The organism is Actinoplanes teichomyceticus ATCC 31121 (assembly GCF_003711105.1).
Classification (GTDB): Bacteria; Actinomycetota; Actinomycetes; order Mycobacteriales; family Micromonosporaceae; genus Actinoplanes; species Actinoplanes teichomyceticus.
This window is the reverse complement of record NZ_CP023865.1, coordinates 8,080,613-8,096,936: the sequence shown is the minus strand read 5'-3', so window position 1 is coordinate 8,096,936 and position 16,324 is coordinate 8,080,613. Positions and strand designations below refer to the sequence as shown.

11 protein-coding genes are annotated in these 16,324 nt (G+C 72.7%); 7 read left to right on the top strand and 4 right to left on the bottom strand.

The window, feature by feature from the left end:
• Nucleotides 1-133: 133 nt before the first annotated feature.
• Nucleotides 134-1,675: a serine/threonine-protein kinase gene (locus tag ACTEI_RS35725; protein WP_122981673.1), complete on the bottom strand. Its 1,542-nt coding sequence runs from the start codon at nucleotides 1,673-1,675 to the stop codon at nucleotides 134-136.
• Nucleotides 1,676-1,914: 239 nt separating this feature from the next.
• Between ACTEI_RS35725 and ACTEI_RS35720 the strand changes: the two genes are divergently transcribed.
• Nucleotides 1,915-3,183 carry a glycoside hydrolase family protein gene (locus ACTEI_RS35720; RefSeq protein ID WP_122981672.1) on the top strand — a complete coding sequence of 423 codons (1,269 nt, stop codon included), beginning with the start codon at nucleotides 1,915-1,917 and terminating at the stop codon, nucleotides 3,181-3,183.
• 87 nt (nucleotides 3,184-3,270) lie between these two features.
• Nucleotides 3,271-3,987, top strand: coding sequence for a hypothetical protein (locus tag ACTEI_RS35715; protein ID WP_145830774.1), 717 nt, complete (start codon nucleotides 3,271-3,273; stop codon nucleotides 3,985-3,987).
• A 3-nt stretch (nucleotides 3,988-3,990) separates the two neighbouring features.
• On the opposite strand, the gene ACTEI_RS35710 is transcribed toward ACTEI_RS35715, so the two are convergent.
• Nucleotides 3,991-5,166, bottom strand: coding sequence for a UDP-N-acetylglucosamine--N-acetylmuramyl-(pentapeptide) pyrophosphoryl-undecaprenol N-acetylglucosamine transferase (locus ACTEI_RS35710; protein WP_122981670.1), 1,176 nt, complete (start codon nucleotides 5,164-5,166; stop codon nucleotides 3,991-3,993).
• Between the two features lie 309 nt (nucleotides 5,167-5,475).
• On the opposite strand from ACTEI_RS35710, the gene ACTEI_RS35705 reads away from it, so the two are divergent.
• Complete coding sequence (locus tag ACTEI_RS35705; RefSeq protein ID WP_122981669.1) at nucleotides 5,476-6,924, top strand: glycosyl hydrolase family 18 protein; 1,449 nt, start codon at nucleotides 5,476-5,478, stop codon at nucleotides 6,922-6,924.
• A 66-nt stretch (nucleotides 6,925-6,990) separates the two neighbouring features.
• On the opposite strand, the gene ACTEI_RS35700 is transcribed toward ACTEI_RS35705, so the two are convergent.
• A complete protein-coding gene (locus ACTEI_RS35700) occupies nucleotides 6,991-7,542 on the bottom strand; it encodes a thymidine kinase (protein ID WP_122981668.1) in 552 nt (183 codons plus the stop codon).
• A gap of 184 nt (nucleotides 7,543-7,726) precedes the next feature.
• On the opposite strand from ACTEI_RS35700, the gene ACTEI_RS35695 reads away from it, so the two are divergent.
• Complete coding sequence (locus ACTEI_RS35695) at nucleotides 7,727-8,992, top strand: calcium-binding protein (protein WP_145830773.1); 1,266 nt, start codon at nucleotides 7,727-7,729, stop codon at nucleotides 8,990-8,992.
• A gap of 43 nt (nucleotides 8,993-9,035) precedes the next feature.
• On the opposite strand, the gene ACTEI_RS35690 is transcribed toward ACTEI_RS35695, so the two are convergent.
• Nucleotides 9,036-10,118, bottom strand: coding sequence for a serine hydrolase domain-containing protein (locus ACTEI_RS35690; RefSeq protein ID WP_122981666.1), 1,083 nt, complete (start codon nucleotides 10,116-10,118; stop codon nucleotides 9,036-9,038).
• A 525-nt stretch (nucleotides 10,119-10,643) separates the two neighbouring features.
• On the opposite strand from ACTEI_RS35690, the gene ACTEI_RS35685 reads away from it, so the two are divergent.
• From ACTEI_RS35685 to ACTEI_RS35675, 3 genes are all read left to right on the top strand, one after another.
• Nucleotides 10,644-10,874 (top strand): hypothetical protein, encoded by a 231-nt coding sequence (locus tag ACTEI_RS35685; RefSeq protein WP_122981665.1) that lies wholly within the window; start codon nucleotides 10,644-10,646, stop codon nucleotides 10,872-10,874.
• 102 nt (nucleotides 10,875-10,976) lie between these two features.
• Nucleotides 10,977-14,936 carry a bifunctional nitrate reductase/sulfite reductase flavoprotein subunit alpha gene (locus tag ACTEI_RS35680; protein WP_122981664.1) on the top strand — a complete coding sequence of 1,320 codons (3,960 nt, stop codon included), beginning with the start codon at nucleotides 10,977-10,979 and terminating at the stop codon, nucleotides 14,934-14,936.
• Between the two features lie 236 nt (nucleotides 14,937-15,172).
• Nucleotides 15,173-16,324, top strand: a complete 1,152-nt coding sequence (locus ACTEI_RS35675) for a Gfo/Idh/MocA family protein (protein ID WP_122981663.1) — start codon at nucleotides 15,173-15,175, stop codon at nucleotides 16,322-16,324.

Below are 16,324 nucleotides of genomic sequence, written 5' to 3'. Positions count from 1 at the left end.
CGGGCCACGACCGGGTCAGTGGCGGAATCCGTTGACCAGGGCGGTGAGTTCTCCGGCCAGGCGGGACAGGTCGTCCGCGGCCTCCTGGGTGGTCCGCGCGCCGCCGGCGCGCCGCTGCGGTGGCCGGGCGCGGTCAGCGACCGGGTGACGGGGACGGCAGCGGGCCGCGGTCGACGAAGCTGAAGGTGGACAGCGGCGGGGCGTCACCGACCTCCTCCACGAACAGGACCCGGTCGGCCGGGCTCCACTGCACGTATCCGTACGCCTCGTTGTAGATCCAGTAGGTCGGCCGCTTCTTGTCGTCGGTCTCCGGGGCGCGCAGCAGCGAGAAGACCGTGGCCTTGGTGGTGGCGCACTCGGCCGCGACCAGCCGCGCCGACTCGTCCGGAATGATCTTCACGCCGAGGCAGGTCTCCCGCTCGGCGGCCGGGTCGTGCAGCGACCGGATCAGGAAGTCGACACCCACCGGGACGAGGGCGAACTCGGACTTGGCGCCGGTGCCGTTGCCCGCGGTGACCTCGGTGTAGTCCGAGTCCAGGGCGAGGTCCCGGTCCGCTTCGGCGATGTGGATGAGGGTACGGCGGGTGCCCCGCATGATGGACGCGAACCGTTCGGCGGCGCTCAGGGATGCCGTCGCTTGCGCGGGTGAGCCGGGCGTCGCGCCCGGGCTGGTGTCGGAACTCGCGGCGGCGCCCGGATCGGCCCCGGCATCGGTGCCCCGCGGCAGGTAGCGGGCCACGGCGACCCCGGCGGCGGTCAGCAGCACGACCCCGGCCGTGGTGAGCGCGAGCAGCCCGGGGCGCCGGCGCGCGGCCCGCTGTGGCGCCGGGTCCGCCGCCACCGGCTCGGGCGGCCGGGCGTCGCCGGCCAGCAGCAGGTCCAGCAGCTCACGCGCGGTCGGGCGGGCCGCGGGGTCCTTGGCCAGCGCCCGCTCGACCGGCCGGCGCAGCGACTCCGGCAGCCCGGACAGCTCCGGCGGCTGGGTGAGGATGCGCATCGCGGTGGCGGCCGTCGACTCGGCCGCGAACGGCGTGCGCCCGGTCGCGGCGTACGCGACGACCGCGCCCCAGGCGAAGATGTCCGCGGCCGAGGTGACCGGCCGTCCGCCGGCCGGATCGAAGCGTTCCGGCGCCATGTAGGCCACCGTGCCGACCAGCTGGTCGGTGCGCGTGTGCTGGCTGGTCGCCTCGAACGCGCGGGCGATGCCGAAGTCGATGACCTTGATGCCGCCCCGGGCGAACAGCACGTTGCTCGGTTTGAGGTCGCGGTGGATCACCCCGGCGCCGTGGATCGCGGTCAGCGCGGTGGCCATGCCGACCGCGACGCCGTGCAGCGCGGTCTCCGGCAGCGGGCCCCGGTCCCGGATCTCGGTGGCCAGGCTGGGGCCGTCGACGTACTCGACCACCAGGTAGGGCGGCTCGTGGTCCGGGTCGGCGTCGAGCACCTCCGCGGTGGAGAACGGCGGCACCTGCTTGGCCCGGTTCACCTCGCTGCGGAAGCGTGCCCGGAACTCGCTCTCGTGCGCGAACTCGGGCCGGACCATCTTGATCGCGACGAGCCGCCCGTCCGGGTCACGACCCTGGAAGACGGTGCCCATGCCACCCTCACCGAGCCGCCCGGTCAGCTGATACCGGCCGAGCCGGGTCCGGTCGCCCGGGCGTAGCGGCATGCTCATGTCGACCCGTTCCCCCTCCGCCGGCACCGGTCGCCGCGACCTGCGGAGTTTACCCGCGCCCGGCCCGGCCCGGGCGCTGCCGGACAGCGGCATCAATTCACGTGCCGGGGCGCTGCCGGCGATAACCGTTTTCCGGTACCGGAAGCGAGAACCGGCCGTTCGGCCGGATGTCCTTAGCAGCCGATTAAGTCCGCTGTGGCGGCCCGCCGGCCGGCCGCGCGTCCGATTAGTTTCGGCCCATGTCAGCAGCTCGTTCCCGGCGGCGAATCCTGGCCGTCACCCTCTCCTGCACCGTGGTCGCCGGTCTCGGCGTCCTCGGCGTCACCACCGCGATGGCCGCGGACGCCGGCCCGATCACAGGCATCGGCGGCAAGTGCGTCGACGTGGCCGGCGCCAACCCGGCCAACGGCACGGCCGTGCAGCTCTACGACTGCAACGGCACGGGGGCGCAGCGCTGGACCGTGGACGGCGACCGGATCCAGGCGCTCGGCAAGTGCCTCGACGTCACGGCGGCGTCCACCACCGACGGTGCGAAGGTCCAGCTGTACGACTGCAACGGCACCGGCGCGCAGAAGTGGTCCGCGCAGGGCGGCCGGCTGGTGAACACCGGTTCCGGCAAGTGCCTCGACGCGACCGGGCAGAGTCCGGCGAACGGCGCCCGGTTGCAGATCTGGACGTGCACCGGCGCCGCCAACCAGGCGTGGCAGCTGCCCGGCGCCACGACGGCGCCCACCACCACGGCGCCCACCACCACGGCGCCCACCGCCAGACCGCCGGCCGGCGCCAAGAAGGGCGTCAGCACCTGGCAGTTCACCGGCCTGGCCGGCGCGGTCCAGGACGTCGGCGCCAAGTGGTACTACAACTGGGGCACCAACAACGACAGCATGCCGGCGAACGCGGAGTTCGTCCCGATGATCTGGGACGAGAACGTCGTCACCGCCGCGAACCTCGCCAAGGTCAGGACCGAGGGCAGCACGCTGCTCGGCTTCAACGAGCCGGACCTGGCCGGCCAGGCGGAGATGACCGTCGAGCAGGCGCTCGACCTGTGGCCGCAGTTGCAGGCCACCGGGATGCGGCTGGGCAGCCCGGCGGTGGCGTTCGGCGGGAACACCGCGGGCGGGTGGCTGGACCGGTTCATGACCGGGGCCCGGCAGCGCAATCTGCGGGTCGACTTCATCACCCTGCACTGGTACGGCTCGGACTTCAGCGACGCCGCGGTCAGCCAGTTCATGGGCTACGTCAAGGCGGTGCACGACCGCTACCGGCTGCCGATCTGGATCACCGAGTTCGGCCTGATGAACTTCTCCGGCGCCCCGAAGTACCCGAGCACCGCGCAGATCACCGCGTTCATCCGCAACGCCACCGCGCAGCTGGAGAGCGCCTCGTATGTCGAGCGCTACGCCTGGTTCTCGCTGCCGGCGGTCGGTGACTCGGTGGACTACGGCCTGTACCGCGACGCCACCACGCCGACCGAGGCCGGCAAGGCGTACCGGGCCGCGGGCGGCTGACCGGCGGCCGAACCGACTTGTCACCGGCTAAGTCGGACTTATAGCGATCTGCGTGGTTCATCCCCCCGGGATCCTTACGGTGGGGCGATGAGGAACAAGTCCACGACAGGGATCCCGTCGGTGATCGCCGGCGCCGTGATGGCGTTGTCGGTCACCGCGACCGGTCCGGCGCTGTCCCCGCCCGCCGCGGTGGCCGCGCCGGCGCCGGCCACCACGGCGCCGGCCGGCGCCGAGCGGCACACCGACCCGAAACTGCTGAAGGCCGCGCTGCTGGCGCAGGCGGACATGCCCGAGGGGTACGAGCTCAAGTACGGCCCGGACGTCATGGACCAGCAGTTCCGCGCCGAGATGGGGGTGTGCGAGTTCGGCACCGAGCCGAAGGGCGAGGCGGTCGCGGTGAAGGCCGGGTCGGTGACGTTCAGCAAGGTGCTCGACGATCTGGACGTCTCCGAGGAGCTTCTGGACATCGGCGCCGACGCGGCCGCCGCCGTCGTCGTCGACGCCGTTCAGGCGCCGGGGCGCTGCCCGGCCCACTCCTATCAGACGGACCGGGCGGACGACACGTACGAGATGCTGGTGCAACCGATGCGGGTGCCCGCGTTCGCCGGGGCCGCGGGCGGTTACCGGACGGTCATCAACTACGGCAGCACCGGGATGTTCGCCCGCGGCGCGACCGTCGTGGTCGCGGTCGGCGACGTGGCTCTCAGGATGGAGTTCTGGGGTCCGATGCGGGCGGGCCAGCACGAGGTGGAGACGATCACGGCGGCGGCCGTGCGCAAGCTCCGGAAGACCCTGGGCTCCTGAGCGCTACCCCGCGCCGCCCGCCGCGGCCGTCAGAATCTCCGTAACGACATGGTCGGCGGCGGCGGGCCGGCCGTGCGTGGCGGCGGACCGGCCCAGCTCGGCGCGGCGTGCCGGGTCGGCGAGCAGGCCGGTGATGGTGTCGCGCAGGTGCTCCGGGGTGGCCTCGGGCCCGTCGAGCGTGATGGCCGCGCCGCGCTGGGCGAGGTGCCGGGCGGTGACGCGCTGCTCGTCGGCGGCGGCGTGCGGATAGGGGATCAGGACGCAGGCCTTGCCGAGGGCGGTCAGCTCGGCGACCGTCCCGGCGCCGCTGCGGGCCACGACGATGGCGGCCGCGGCGAGCAGGTCGGGCAGTTCGTCGTGGATGAAGTCGGCCACCCGGTAGCGGTGCGCGAGATGCGCGGGCAGCCGTCCGGCGACCTCGCGCATCTCGTCGTGACCGAGCTTCCCGCACTGGTGGACGATCTGGCAGTACGGCAGCAGCGCGGGCAGGGCTTCGGCGAGCATCCGGTTGATCTGCTGGGCCCCCAGGGCGCCGCCGGTGACGAGCACGAGCGGGACGGCGGGGTCGAGGCCGTACGCGGCCAGACCCCGCTCCGGGTTGCCCTGCAGGATGGCCGGCCGGACCGGGTTGCCGGTGACGACCGCGCGGCTGCGCGCCCGGGGCGGCAGGTGTTCGAGGGATGCCTCGTGGCTGAGCAGGACACGGGTGGCGACCCGGGCGAGGATGCGGTTGGCCAGGCCGAGGCTCAGTGTCTGCTCGTGCATCAGGTACGGCACGCGGAACAGGGCCGCGGCGAGGCCGATCGGAACGGAGACGAATCCGCCCGTGCTGAGCACCACCGCCGGCCGGACCCGGGCCACGGTGAGAGCGGCCTGCACGATGCCCAGCGGGATGCGGAAGGCGTCGGCGAGGTTGCGGGCCACGTCCCGGGGGCTGAGCGAGCGGCGCAGCTTGCCCGTGGTGACCGCCCGGAACGGGATGTCGTTGCGGGCGGCGATCGTGGCTTCCAGGCCGTTGGCGACGCCGACCCAGAGCAGCTCGGGGGCGGTGCCGGTTTCGGCGAGGCGGGCCTGCAGGGCGTTGACCGTGGTCAGTGCCGGATAGGTGTGCCCACCCGTGCCGCCGCCGGTGACGATCATGCGGAGCGCGTGCAGGCGCCGGGTGCTGTAGAGGGACATGCCGAGCCATTCCGATTGGTTGCGGTACCGGGTGGGTCGAGGAAGTCTAGCCGCTGGCCCGTGCCGCTTTTGCCGGATAAGGCGGCCGTGTGGCCGGGGCCGACGGCCGGAACGTCCATCGACGCATGACACGACACCGGGAGATGCGCGAGCCGAACCGTCACGACGCGGCCCCGACGCTCACGCACACCGGAAAAGGCCGGAAGCCCGCATCGTGGGTGCGGGCTTGCGGCCGTGGGCCGGGCCGCACGCGACGTACGCCGGTCGGGGCGTCTTTACATCTTCAGTTAACAGTCCTAATAATTGTCCATGCGTCGATCCGTCACCCTCGCCGTGGCGGCCGCCCTGGCCGCCGCATGCTCCAGCGTCTATGTGGCCTCCACCGCGAGCGCGGCCGTGGCCTGCGCTCCCGCCTGGAGCGCCTCCGTCGCCTACGTCAAGGACAACGTCGTCTCCAGGGGCGGCAACAACTACACCGCGAAGTGGTGGACCCAGGGCGAGGACCCGGTCGCCAAGAGCGGGCAGTGGGACGTCTGGATCAACAACGGGGCCTGTGGCGGCGCCGGCACCCCGTCGCCGACCACGACCCAGAGCCAGAGCCCGACCACCCCGAGCACCGGGCCGACCACCCCGAGCACCGGGCCGACCACCCCGAGCACCGGGCCGACCACCCCGAGCACCGGGCCGACCACCCCGAGCACCGGGCCGACCACCCCGCTCCCGGTCGGCGGCCTGCCCCGGCACGCGCTCATCGGCTACCTGCACGCCAGCTTCGCCAACGGCTCCGGCTACCTGCGGATGGCCGACGTGCCCGCCGAGTGGGACATCATCAACCTGGCCTTCGGCGAGCCGACCAGCGCCACCTCCGGTGACATCCGGTTCACCCTCTGCCCGGCCACCGAGTGCCCCGGGGTGGAGACCGAGGCCGAGTTCATCGCGGCCATCCGGGCCAAGCGGGCGGCCGGCAGGAAGGTGCTGCTCTCCATCGGCGGCGCCAACGGCCAGGTGCAGCTGACCACCACCGCGGCGCGGGACCGGTTCGTCAGCTCGGTCAGCGCGATCATCGACCGGTACGGCCTGGACGGCGTCGACATCGACTTCGAGGGTCACTCGCTGTCGCTGAACACCGGGGACACCGACTTCAAGAACCCGACCACGCCGGTGATCGTCAACCTGATCAGCGCGATCCGGTCGCTCAAGGCCCGCTACGGCGCCGGTTTCGTGCTGACCATGGCCCCGGAGACGTTCTTCGTCCAGCTCGGCTACCAGTACTACGGCTCCGGCCCGTGGGGTGGCCAGGACCCGCGTGCCGGGGCGTACCTGCCGGTGATCCACGCGCTGCGCAACGACCTGACCGTGCTGCACGTCCAGGACTACAACTCCGGCTCGATCATGGGCCTGGACAACCAGTACCACTCGATGGGCGGCGCCGACTTCCACGTCGCGATGACCGACATGCTGCTGGCCGGTTTCCCGGTGGCCGGCAACACCGCGAACGTGTTCCCGGCGCTGCGCGAGGACCAGGTGGCGTTCGGCGCCCCGAGCTCGGTCAGCGCGGGCAACGGGTACGTCGCGCCCACCGGGGTGCAGCAGGCGGTCACCTGCCTGGTGAAGGGCACCGGCTGCGGCGGCTACACCCCGCGCAGCGGGGCCAACCCGGACTTCCGCGGCCTGATGACCTGGTCGATCAACTGGGACCGGTTCTACGGCTGGGAGTTCCGCAACAGCCACGAGCCGTTCCTCAACGCCCTGAACTGAGCGCGGCGGCGCCCCGGCCGCGGCGGCCGCCCCGCCCGAACCGTTACGGGCGGCCGCCCGCCGGGGTCAGGGCAGCACGACGCAGCGGCGGCAGCGGGCCTCGTAGGTGTAGGTGCCGTCGTCCGGCAGCGCGGTCGACGGCGCGAGCTCCCGGATGAACGGCTTGCCGTGCTCCAGGACCTGGGTGTGTGTGGCGTCCAGCGAGCGGCAGACGTCGCACACCGCCCGCCGGTAGATCACCTTCTCCGGCGCGAGCTCGAACAGCGCCCGTACCGGGGCGAACAGCTGCCCCCGGTGGTCCAGGTCGATCCCGGCGACGACCACCTTGATCCCGCGCCGGACCGCGATCCCGAGCTCGGCGATGTCGTCCACGGTGAACATGTGGATCTCGTCCACCCCGATCACCTCGACGTCGCCGTCCGCGGCGCCGGCCAGCGAGTGCACCTTGACCGTCTCCAGGCTGCCGCCGGACCGTGACATCACCGCGGTGTCCCGGCCGTGCCGGGCGGACTGGTAGATGCGGTGCGGGATGCCGGTGTGCTGCAGGGGCGACAGCAGGCTGATCATCTCTAGCGACTTGCCGCCCTTCATCGGGCCGAGGATCACGGTCAGGTCCATACCGCAGAGCGTGCCACTGCCGTTCCGGCCGGCGCGTTGGGCGGGATTACGGCCTGATGTCCGATACGCGCGGGTGGCGGCTGCCCGGTGCCGCCGATGGGCGCCGCGCCCCCGGAATCTCGCCCGGCGATGACCGTCGCCGGTCCGGCCATTTACGATCTTGAGATCGACTGGGGAGGGATACGTGGGACGTCTCCCATGGGTTCTGGGAACCGTACTGAGCATCGCCGCGTCCACCGTGGCCTTCGGCGCACCGGCGCGAGCCGCCGAGGGGACCGTCGGGGTCGCCACGGTCAGCGGCACCAAGGTGCGGTACAAGGCCGCCTACACGGGCGCGAACCGGGTGGTGATCACCCGCAGCGGCCGCACGCTGACGATCGACGACAAGAAGGTGATCAAGACCGGCAAGGGTTGCAAGGCGGTCAAGGGCGACAAGACCAAGGTCCGGTGTACGACCGCGAAGACCCCGACCCGGGTGACCGTCACCCTGTACGACGGCAACGACGTGCTGGACAACCGCACCGACGTGCCGATGACCGCCTACGGCGAGGACGGCAACGACCGGATCTACGGCGGCTCCCGCGGTGACTCGATCGACGGCGGCCACGGCGCGGACAGGTTGTACGGCCGCGCCGGCAACGACCGGATCGACGGCTCGTTCGAGAACGACCTGATCCACGGCGGCGTCGGCCACGACACGATCTTCGGTGACTGGGGCGACGACACCCTCTACGGCGGCGCGGGCAACGACCGGTTCCACGCCGACCGGGGCAACGACCGGATCTCCGGCGAGGACGGGGCCGACTGGGCCGACGGCGCGTCCGGCAACGACGTCTACTCCGGTGGCAACGGCGACGACGGCGTGCTGGGCGGGACCGGCAACGACGTGCTGTCCGGCGACGCCGGCAACGACTGGCTCGACGGGCAGCAGGGCGCCGACCGGCTCTCCGGCGGCGCCGGCAACGACGACCTCAGCGGCGACGACGCCCGGCTGGGCGCGGTCGCGGCCGACGTGCTGCTCGGCGGCGCGGGTTTCGACAAGGTCGCCTACGACACCTACCGCAAGCCGGTCACCGTCGACCTGGACGGCGCCACCGGTGACGACGGTCAGGCCGGCGAGCGGGACACGGTCGGCGCCGACGTCGAGGGCGTCTACGGCGGGGTCGCCGGTGACCGGCTCACCGGCAGCGGCGTGCACAACTTCCTGAACGGCATGGCGGGCGACGACATCATCCGCGGCGGCGCCGGCAACGACGAGATCGACGGCTCGGACGGCCGTGACTCGCTCCACGGCGACGCCGGCGACGACCTCCTGATCGGCTACGAGTTGTCCGGCCCGATCGCCGCCGACCGGATCGACGGCGGCGTGCACGGCACGGCGGGCGACTCCTGCCTCTACACCCAGGGCGACACCCTGGTCGAGTGCGAGATCCGGCAGGCCTACTCGTGACCCGCGGGTGGGCCGCCCCGCCCGGGGACGGCCCACCCATCGGTCAGGAGCAGAGCGCGTCGTCGACCGTGTCCAGCACGGCGTCCGCCGCCTGCTCGGTCTCCGGCATCATGGTCACCGCGACGGTCGCCGCCCGGCCGTCGCCGGTCACTCCGGTGCGGGTCTCGTAGCCGGGGATGTCCCCGCCGTGCCCCCACGCCACGCCACCGCAGCTGAGCGGGGAGCTGATCAGGCCGAGGCCGTACCGCGCGCCCGGCCACATGTCGGTGGCGACGGTCCGCCGCATCTCGGCGAGCTGCGCCGCCGGCAGCAGCTTCCCGTCGAGCAGCGCGCTGAAGAAGGCGTTCAGGTCGGACGGGGTGCCGATCATCTGACCGGCCGCCCAGCCCCAGGACGGGTCGAGATCGGTGATGTCCACCAGCTCACCGTCCTCCTGCCGCAGATAGCCCTGCGGGTGCCGGCCACGGATCCAGGTCTCCCCGTCGGCCGGGAAGTACGTGTGCCGCAACCCGGCCTTCCGGATCACCCGTCGGGTGATCTCCCCGGCCAGCGGCCGGCCGGTGACCTTCTCGACCAGCAGCCCGGCGACGATGTAGTTGGTGTTGCTGTACGCCCACGACGTGCCGGGCGCGAAGGTGTCGGGCTGGGCCAGCCCGATCTCCAGCAGCTCCCGTGGCTGGAAGTGCCGGTAGCGGATGGCGAGGTCGTTCAGCGGCATGTGCTCGGTGTAGTTGGCCAGCCCGCTGGTGTGCTGCAGAATCTGCCGCACGGTGACCTTCCGGCCGTGCAGCAGGCCCGGCAGGTACCTCTCCACCGGGTCGTCCAGCCGCACCCGGTGCTCCGCGACGAGCTGCAGGACGACCACCGCGACGAAGGTCTTGGTGTTGCTGCCGATCCGGACCTGGCCGTCGGCGGGCACCGGCCGTCCGGTGCCGATCCTCGCGACGCCGGCGGTCGGCTTGCGGACATGACCCCGCTCGTCGCGCACCACGGCCAGCGCGCCGGGGAACCCGTCGGCGACCAGCCGCGCCAGATCCCGCCGGACCGGGTCCGGGGCGGATGCCGCGGCGGCGGGCTGAGCGGCGAGGACGGTGGCGGCGAGGGCGGCCGCGACGAACTTCAGCATCGAGGGCTCCTTTCAACGGAACTGACCCCCTGAGCCTTCGCGATGCGCGGCGGCGATCCCATCCGGACAGCTGCCCGATTCGGGTAGGGCTAGCTGTACCGCCGGACGGGTCGCGGGCGCGTTCCGGGCGCCCCCGGGACGCGGCGTGATCAGATCCGGCCGGCGCCGGCGCCGGCTGTGACCAGCGCGGAGACCGCGGAGGCCGGCCCAGGTGACCGCGTGGGGCGCCCTGGTGCAGGTGCCGGTCCGGGTGATCACCGGCTGCTCGCCGCCGAAGTCGTTGCCGGAGATCACCGCGCCGCGCCGGAAACCCGGTTACGGGCCGGGCCGCATTTCCCTTCCGCTCCGCGGCCGGATTGCTGGGTACGTACCGGTGCGGTCCCGGCCGCCGCGATCCGTTGACCGCGCTGAATGTGATGCACAGCACAGCGGATCGGCCGGTCACTCGGCCCGGACGGCTGTTGCCCCGATCCGCCGGCCACGGAAGGCTTCCGGCTGGTGCTGTCGTCGAGCCCAGGAGGCGTCATGCCCGCCCGCATCCTCCGCCGTACGGCCGCGGTCGCCGCGTTCGTCTTCATCGGCGCCGCCCTGCTGGTCCTGAGTGGTCTGCTCCCCGTCGCCGTCAGCGACACGGTGTACCTGCTGCTGCCGGCCACCTGGCTGACCGCCTGCTGCGCCCTGGCCGGCCTGGCGCTGCGCCGCGCCGACCCGCCGGCGGCCACGGCCCGGCTCACAAGCGGCGGGCGGGCGCCGTGAGGATCGGGTAACTCTCGAAGCATGTGCGGGTGACAGCGCGGTAATGGCGGCTTCTTAGCGTGACCGATCGAGGACGACGCGTCGGACGGAAGGGATCTGCCTGTGGCCGCCGATGTCACCCAGGTGCGCACCGTATGCGGCTATTGCGGGGTCGGCTGCGGCATGGTGCTCGATGTCGCCCGGGAGCCCGACGGGCGCCGGCGGGTGCTCAAGGCCACCGGTGACCGCGACCATCCGGCCAACCGCGGCCGCCTCTGCACCAAGGGCGCGACCAGTGCCGACCTGCTGGGCGCCGGTGGCCGGTCGACGCACGCCATGATCCGCGCCGAGCGCGGCGCCGAGCCGCAGAAACAGAACCTGGACGAGGCCATCGCGGAGACCGCCCGCCGGCTGCGCGCGATCGTCGACGAGCACGGGCCGGACGCGTTCGCCATGTACGTTTCCGGCCAGCTCACCCTGGAGGCCCAGTACCTGGCGAACAAGCTGGTCAAGGGCTACATCGGCACCAACAACATCGAGTCGAACTCGCGGCTGTGCATGGCCAGCGCCGGTACCGGCTACAAGCTGTCGCTGGGCGCCGACGGCCCGCCCGGCTCGTACGACGACCTGGACCACGCCGACGTCTTCCTGGTGATCGGCGCGAACATGGCCGACTGCCACCCGATCCTGTTCCTGCGGATGATGGAGCGGGTCAAGGCGGGCGCGAAGCTGATCGTGGTGGACCCGCGGCGCAACACCACCGCGGGGAAGGCCGACCTGTTCCTGCAGATCCGTCCCGGCACCGACCTGGCGCTGCTCAACGGGCTGCTGCACCTGGTGGAGAAGGACGAGCGGTTCATCGCGGCGTACACCGAGGGCTGGGAGTCGATGCCGCCGCTGCTCGCCGACTACCCGCCGGAGCGGGTCGCCGAGCTGACCGGGCTGGCGGCCGGGGACATCCGTACCGCCGCGGAGTGGATCAGCGGCGCGGACAACTGGGTGACCCTGTGGACGATGGGGCTGAACCAGAGCACCCACGGCACCTGGAACACCAACGCGATCTGCAATCTGCATCTGGCGACCGGCGCGATCTGCCGTACCGGGAGCGGCCCGTTCTCGCTGACCGGGCAGCCGAACGCGATGGGCGGCCGGGAGATGGGCTACATGGGCCCGGGACTGCCCGGCCAGCGCTCGGTGCTGGTCCCGGCCGACCGGGAGTTCACCGAGCGGATCTGGGATCTGCCCGGCGGCACCCTGCGCGCCGAGGTCGGCAAGGGCACCGTCGAGATGTTCGAGCAGATGGCGGCGGGCCGGATCAAGGCGTGCTGGATCGTCTGCACGAACCCGGTCGCCTCGGTGGGCAACCGGAAGACGGTGATCGCGGGCCTGGAGGCCGCCGAGCTGGTGATCACCCAGGACGCGTTCGCCGAGACCGAGACCAACGCGTACGCCGACATCGCGCTCCCGGCCGCCATGTGGTCGGAGACCGACGGCATCATGATCAACTCGGAGCGGAACCTGACCCTGGTGCACCCGGTGGTGGACGCGCCCGGCGACGCGCTGCCGGACTGGCTGCTGATCGCCCGGATCGCCGCCGCGATGGGCTACGGGGACGCCTTCTCGTACGCCAGCGCGGCCGAGATCCTCGACGAGATCAAGCTGTTCGCGAACCCGCAGACCGGCTACGACCTGCGCGGAGTGTCGTACCCGAGGCTGGCCGCCGGCCCGGTGCAGTGGCCCGCCGCGCCGGACGGGCCGGACCGCAACCCGATCCGCTACCGCACCGCGGACGGCGGCCTGCGGTTCGCCACCGCGAGCGGGAAGGCGGTCTTCCACCCCCGCCCGCACCTGGACCCCGCCGAGCTGCCCGACGACGACTACCCGTACGTGCTGAACACCGGCCGGGTGCAGCACCAGTGGCACACGCTGACCAAGACCGGCAAGGTGGCCAAGCTCAACAAGCTCGACCCGGGCCCGTTCGTGGAGATCCACCCGGCGGACGCGGCCGCTCTCGGGATCGCCGGGGGCGACCAGGTGGAGATCGCGTCGCGGCGCGGGCGGGCGGTGCTGCCCGCGGTGCTCACCGACCGGGTGCGGCCGGGCGCGTGTTTCGCCCCGTTCCACTGGAACGACCTCTTCGGCGAGTACGTCAGCGTCAACGCCGTGACCAGCGACGCGGTGGACCCGCTCAGCTTCCAGCCGGAGCTGAAGGTGTGCGCGGTGGCGCTGTCCAGAGTGGCCGCGCCGGCGCCCGCCCCGCCCCTGTCCCCGGACGGGACCGTCCACCAGTTGCTCGGCCTGGACCCGCAACCGCCCGCGCTGACCGGTGGGCAGCGGCGCTACCTGGCCGGGTTCCTGGCGGGGCTGCCCCCGGCCCGGACGGGCGCACCCACCCTGCCGGCCGGCGCGCCGTTCGACCCGGACACCGCCATGTGGGTGAACGGACTGCTCGCTGGAATCTTCGCCACCGGCCCGGAGCCGGTCGCCGGGCTGGAGAAGGCCACCGCGTCGGGGCCGCCCCTGCAGATCCTCTGGGCCTCGCAGACCGGCACCGCCGAGGAGTTCGCGCGCGGCCTCGGCGAGCGGCTGGCGGCCACCGGGCGGCAGATCTCGGTACGCGCGATGGACGGCGCCGCCGCGGACCTGCTCGACCCGGGCGCCGACCTGCTGATCGTGACCAGCACGTTCGGTGACGGCGACGCGCCCGACAACGGGAGCGCGTTCTGGCAGTCGCTGGCCGGCGACGGCGCGCCCCGGTTGGACGGCCGGCGGTTCGCGGTGCTGGCCTTCGGCGATTCCCGCTACGACGACTTCTGCGGACACGGCCGGCGCCTCGACGAGCGCCTCGCCGAACTGGGCGGGATCCGGCTCGCGCCGCGCGCCGACTGCGAGCCGGACTACGAGGACACCGCCGCGCGCTGGCTGGAGGCGGTGGTCTCGGCGCTGACCGCGAAACCCGTCCCGACCCCCACCCGGGCCGACCCGATGACCGCCACCCTGGTCGGCAACCGCCTGCTCAGCCTGCCCGGCTCGGCCAAGGAGGTGCGCCGGTTCACCTTCGACACCGGCGGCCGGCTGGAGTACCAGGCCGGGGACGCGCTCGGCGTCTGGCCGGTCAACAGCCCGGAGCTGGTCGAGGAGTGGCTGAGCGTCACCGGCCTCGCCCCGGACACCGCGGTGGAGCTGGATCGGGTCGGCATGATCGGGCTGGCCGAGGCGCTGTCCCGGCACCTGGACATCACGAAGATCACCACCGACCTGCTCCGGTTCGCCGCCGAGCGCGGCGGGGACGGCCAGCTCAAGACCCTGTTGCGCCCGGACAACAAGGGCGAGCTGGCCAAGTGGACCTGGGGGCGGCAGGCCGTCGACCTGATCGCCGAGCACGGCGTACGCGCCTCCGCGCAGGAGTGGGCCGGGGTGCTGAAGCGGTTGCAGCCCCGGCTCTACTCGATCAGCTCGACGCCGCTGGTCGATCCGGACCGGGTCAGCCTGACCGTGTCGGTGGTCCGCTTCGACAGCCTGCGCGGCCGGCCACGCCGGGGCGTCTGCTCCACGCACCTGGCCGACGCCGGCCCGGACCTTCAGGTGCCGCTGTTCGTGCAGAAGACCCCGCACTTCCGCCCGCCGGCCGACCCCGCCACCCCGATGATCATGGTGGGGCCGGGCACCGGGGTGGCGCCGTTCCTCGGCTTCCTGCAGGAGCGGCAGGCCACCGGGGCGAGCGGGGCGAACTGGCTGTTCTTCGGCGAGCAGCGCCGGGCCACCGACTTCTACTACCGCGAGGAGTTGGCGGCGCTCTCCGCGGCCGGCACGCTCAACCGGCTGGACCTGGCCTTCTCCCGGGACCAGCGGACCAAGGTGTACGTGCAGGACCGGATGCGCGAGCAGGGCGCGCAGGTGTGGGCGTGGCTGCAGGACGGCGCACACCTCTACGTGTGCGGCGACGCCAGCCGGATGGCCAAGGACGTGGACCGGGCGCTGCACGAGATCGCGGTCAACCACGGGCGGCTCGCCCCGGAGGCCGCGACCGCGTACCTCAAGCAGCTGGCCGCCGACAAGCGCTACGTCCGCGACGTGTACTGACCCGGCCGCGGTCCGCGCCGTGGGCAGGCGCCCGGCCGAGGTGCGTCCGCGACGGGCGCTGCCCCGGGTCACGCCCGGCCGGGCACCGCCGGCACGGCGTGGCCGGCGTGCGGCGCCTCGGCTCCGGGCGTCGCTCCCGGTTACGGCACGAATTGACCCTTGTCTCCGAGATGGCTTAAGTCCTACGCTGCCAGCAGCAGGAAAGCGCTTTCCTTAAGCACCGGAGGTAACCGCACATGGCAGCGCGCAGATCGATCGGCATCGTGCTCAACGGCGTGACCGGCCGGATGGGGTACCGGCAGCACCTGGTCCGCTCCCTGCTGGCCATCCGGGAACAGGGTGGCGTCGCCCTGCCCGGCGGCGAGCACATCTGGCCGGAGCCGATCCTGCTCGGCCGCGACCCGGACAAGCTCGCCGGGATCGCCGCGCGGCACGGCCTGAGCGAGTGGACCACCGACCTGGACGCCGCGCTGGCCCGGCCGGATGTGGAGATCTACTTCGACGCGCAGGTCACCCAGCAGCGGGAGAAGGCGATTCGCCAGGCCATCGCGGCCGGCAAGCACGTCTACACCGAGAAGCCGCTCGCCGAGAGCTCCGCGGCGGCCGAGGAGCTGGCCGAGCTGGCGCGGCTGGCCGGCATCCGCAACGGCGTGGTGCAGGACAAGCTGTTCCTGCCCGGGCTGCGGAAACTGAAGCGGTTGATCGACGGCGGCTTCTTCGGCCGCATCCTGTCGGTGCGCGGCGAGTTCGGTTACTGGGTCTTCGAGGGCGACTGGCAGCCCGCACAGCGTCCGAGCTGGAACTACCGGCTGGCCGACGGCGGCGGCATCGTGATGGACATGTTCCCGCACTGGAACTACGTGCTGGAGGAGCTGTTCGGCGCGGTCCGCAGCGTGCAGGCCACCACCGCCACGCACATCCCGCGCCGGGTGGACGAGCGCGGCGAGCAGTACGCCGCGGACGCCGACGACGCGGCGTACGCGATCTTCGAGCTGGACGGCGGCGTGATCGCCCAGATCAACTCCTCCTGGGCGGTCCGGGTCAACCGCGACGAGCTGGTCGAGTTCCAGGTCGACGGCACGCACGGCAGCGCCGTGGCCGGGCTGCGCGGCTGCCGGATCCAGCACCGGGCCACCACCCCCAAGCCGGTGTGGAACCCGGACCTGCCGCTCACCGGCGCCTCGTTCCGCGACCAGTGGTGCGAGGTCCCGGACAACGACGAGTTCGACAACGGCTTCAAGGCGCAGTGGGAGGCGTTCCTGCGGCACGTAGTGGGCGGGGAGGCGTTCCACTGGGACTTCGCCTCCGGCGCGCGCGGGGTGCGGCTGGCCGAGGCCGGTCTGCGGTCCGCCCGCGAGGGACGCCGCATCGAGCTGGGGGGCGCCTGA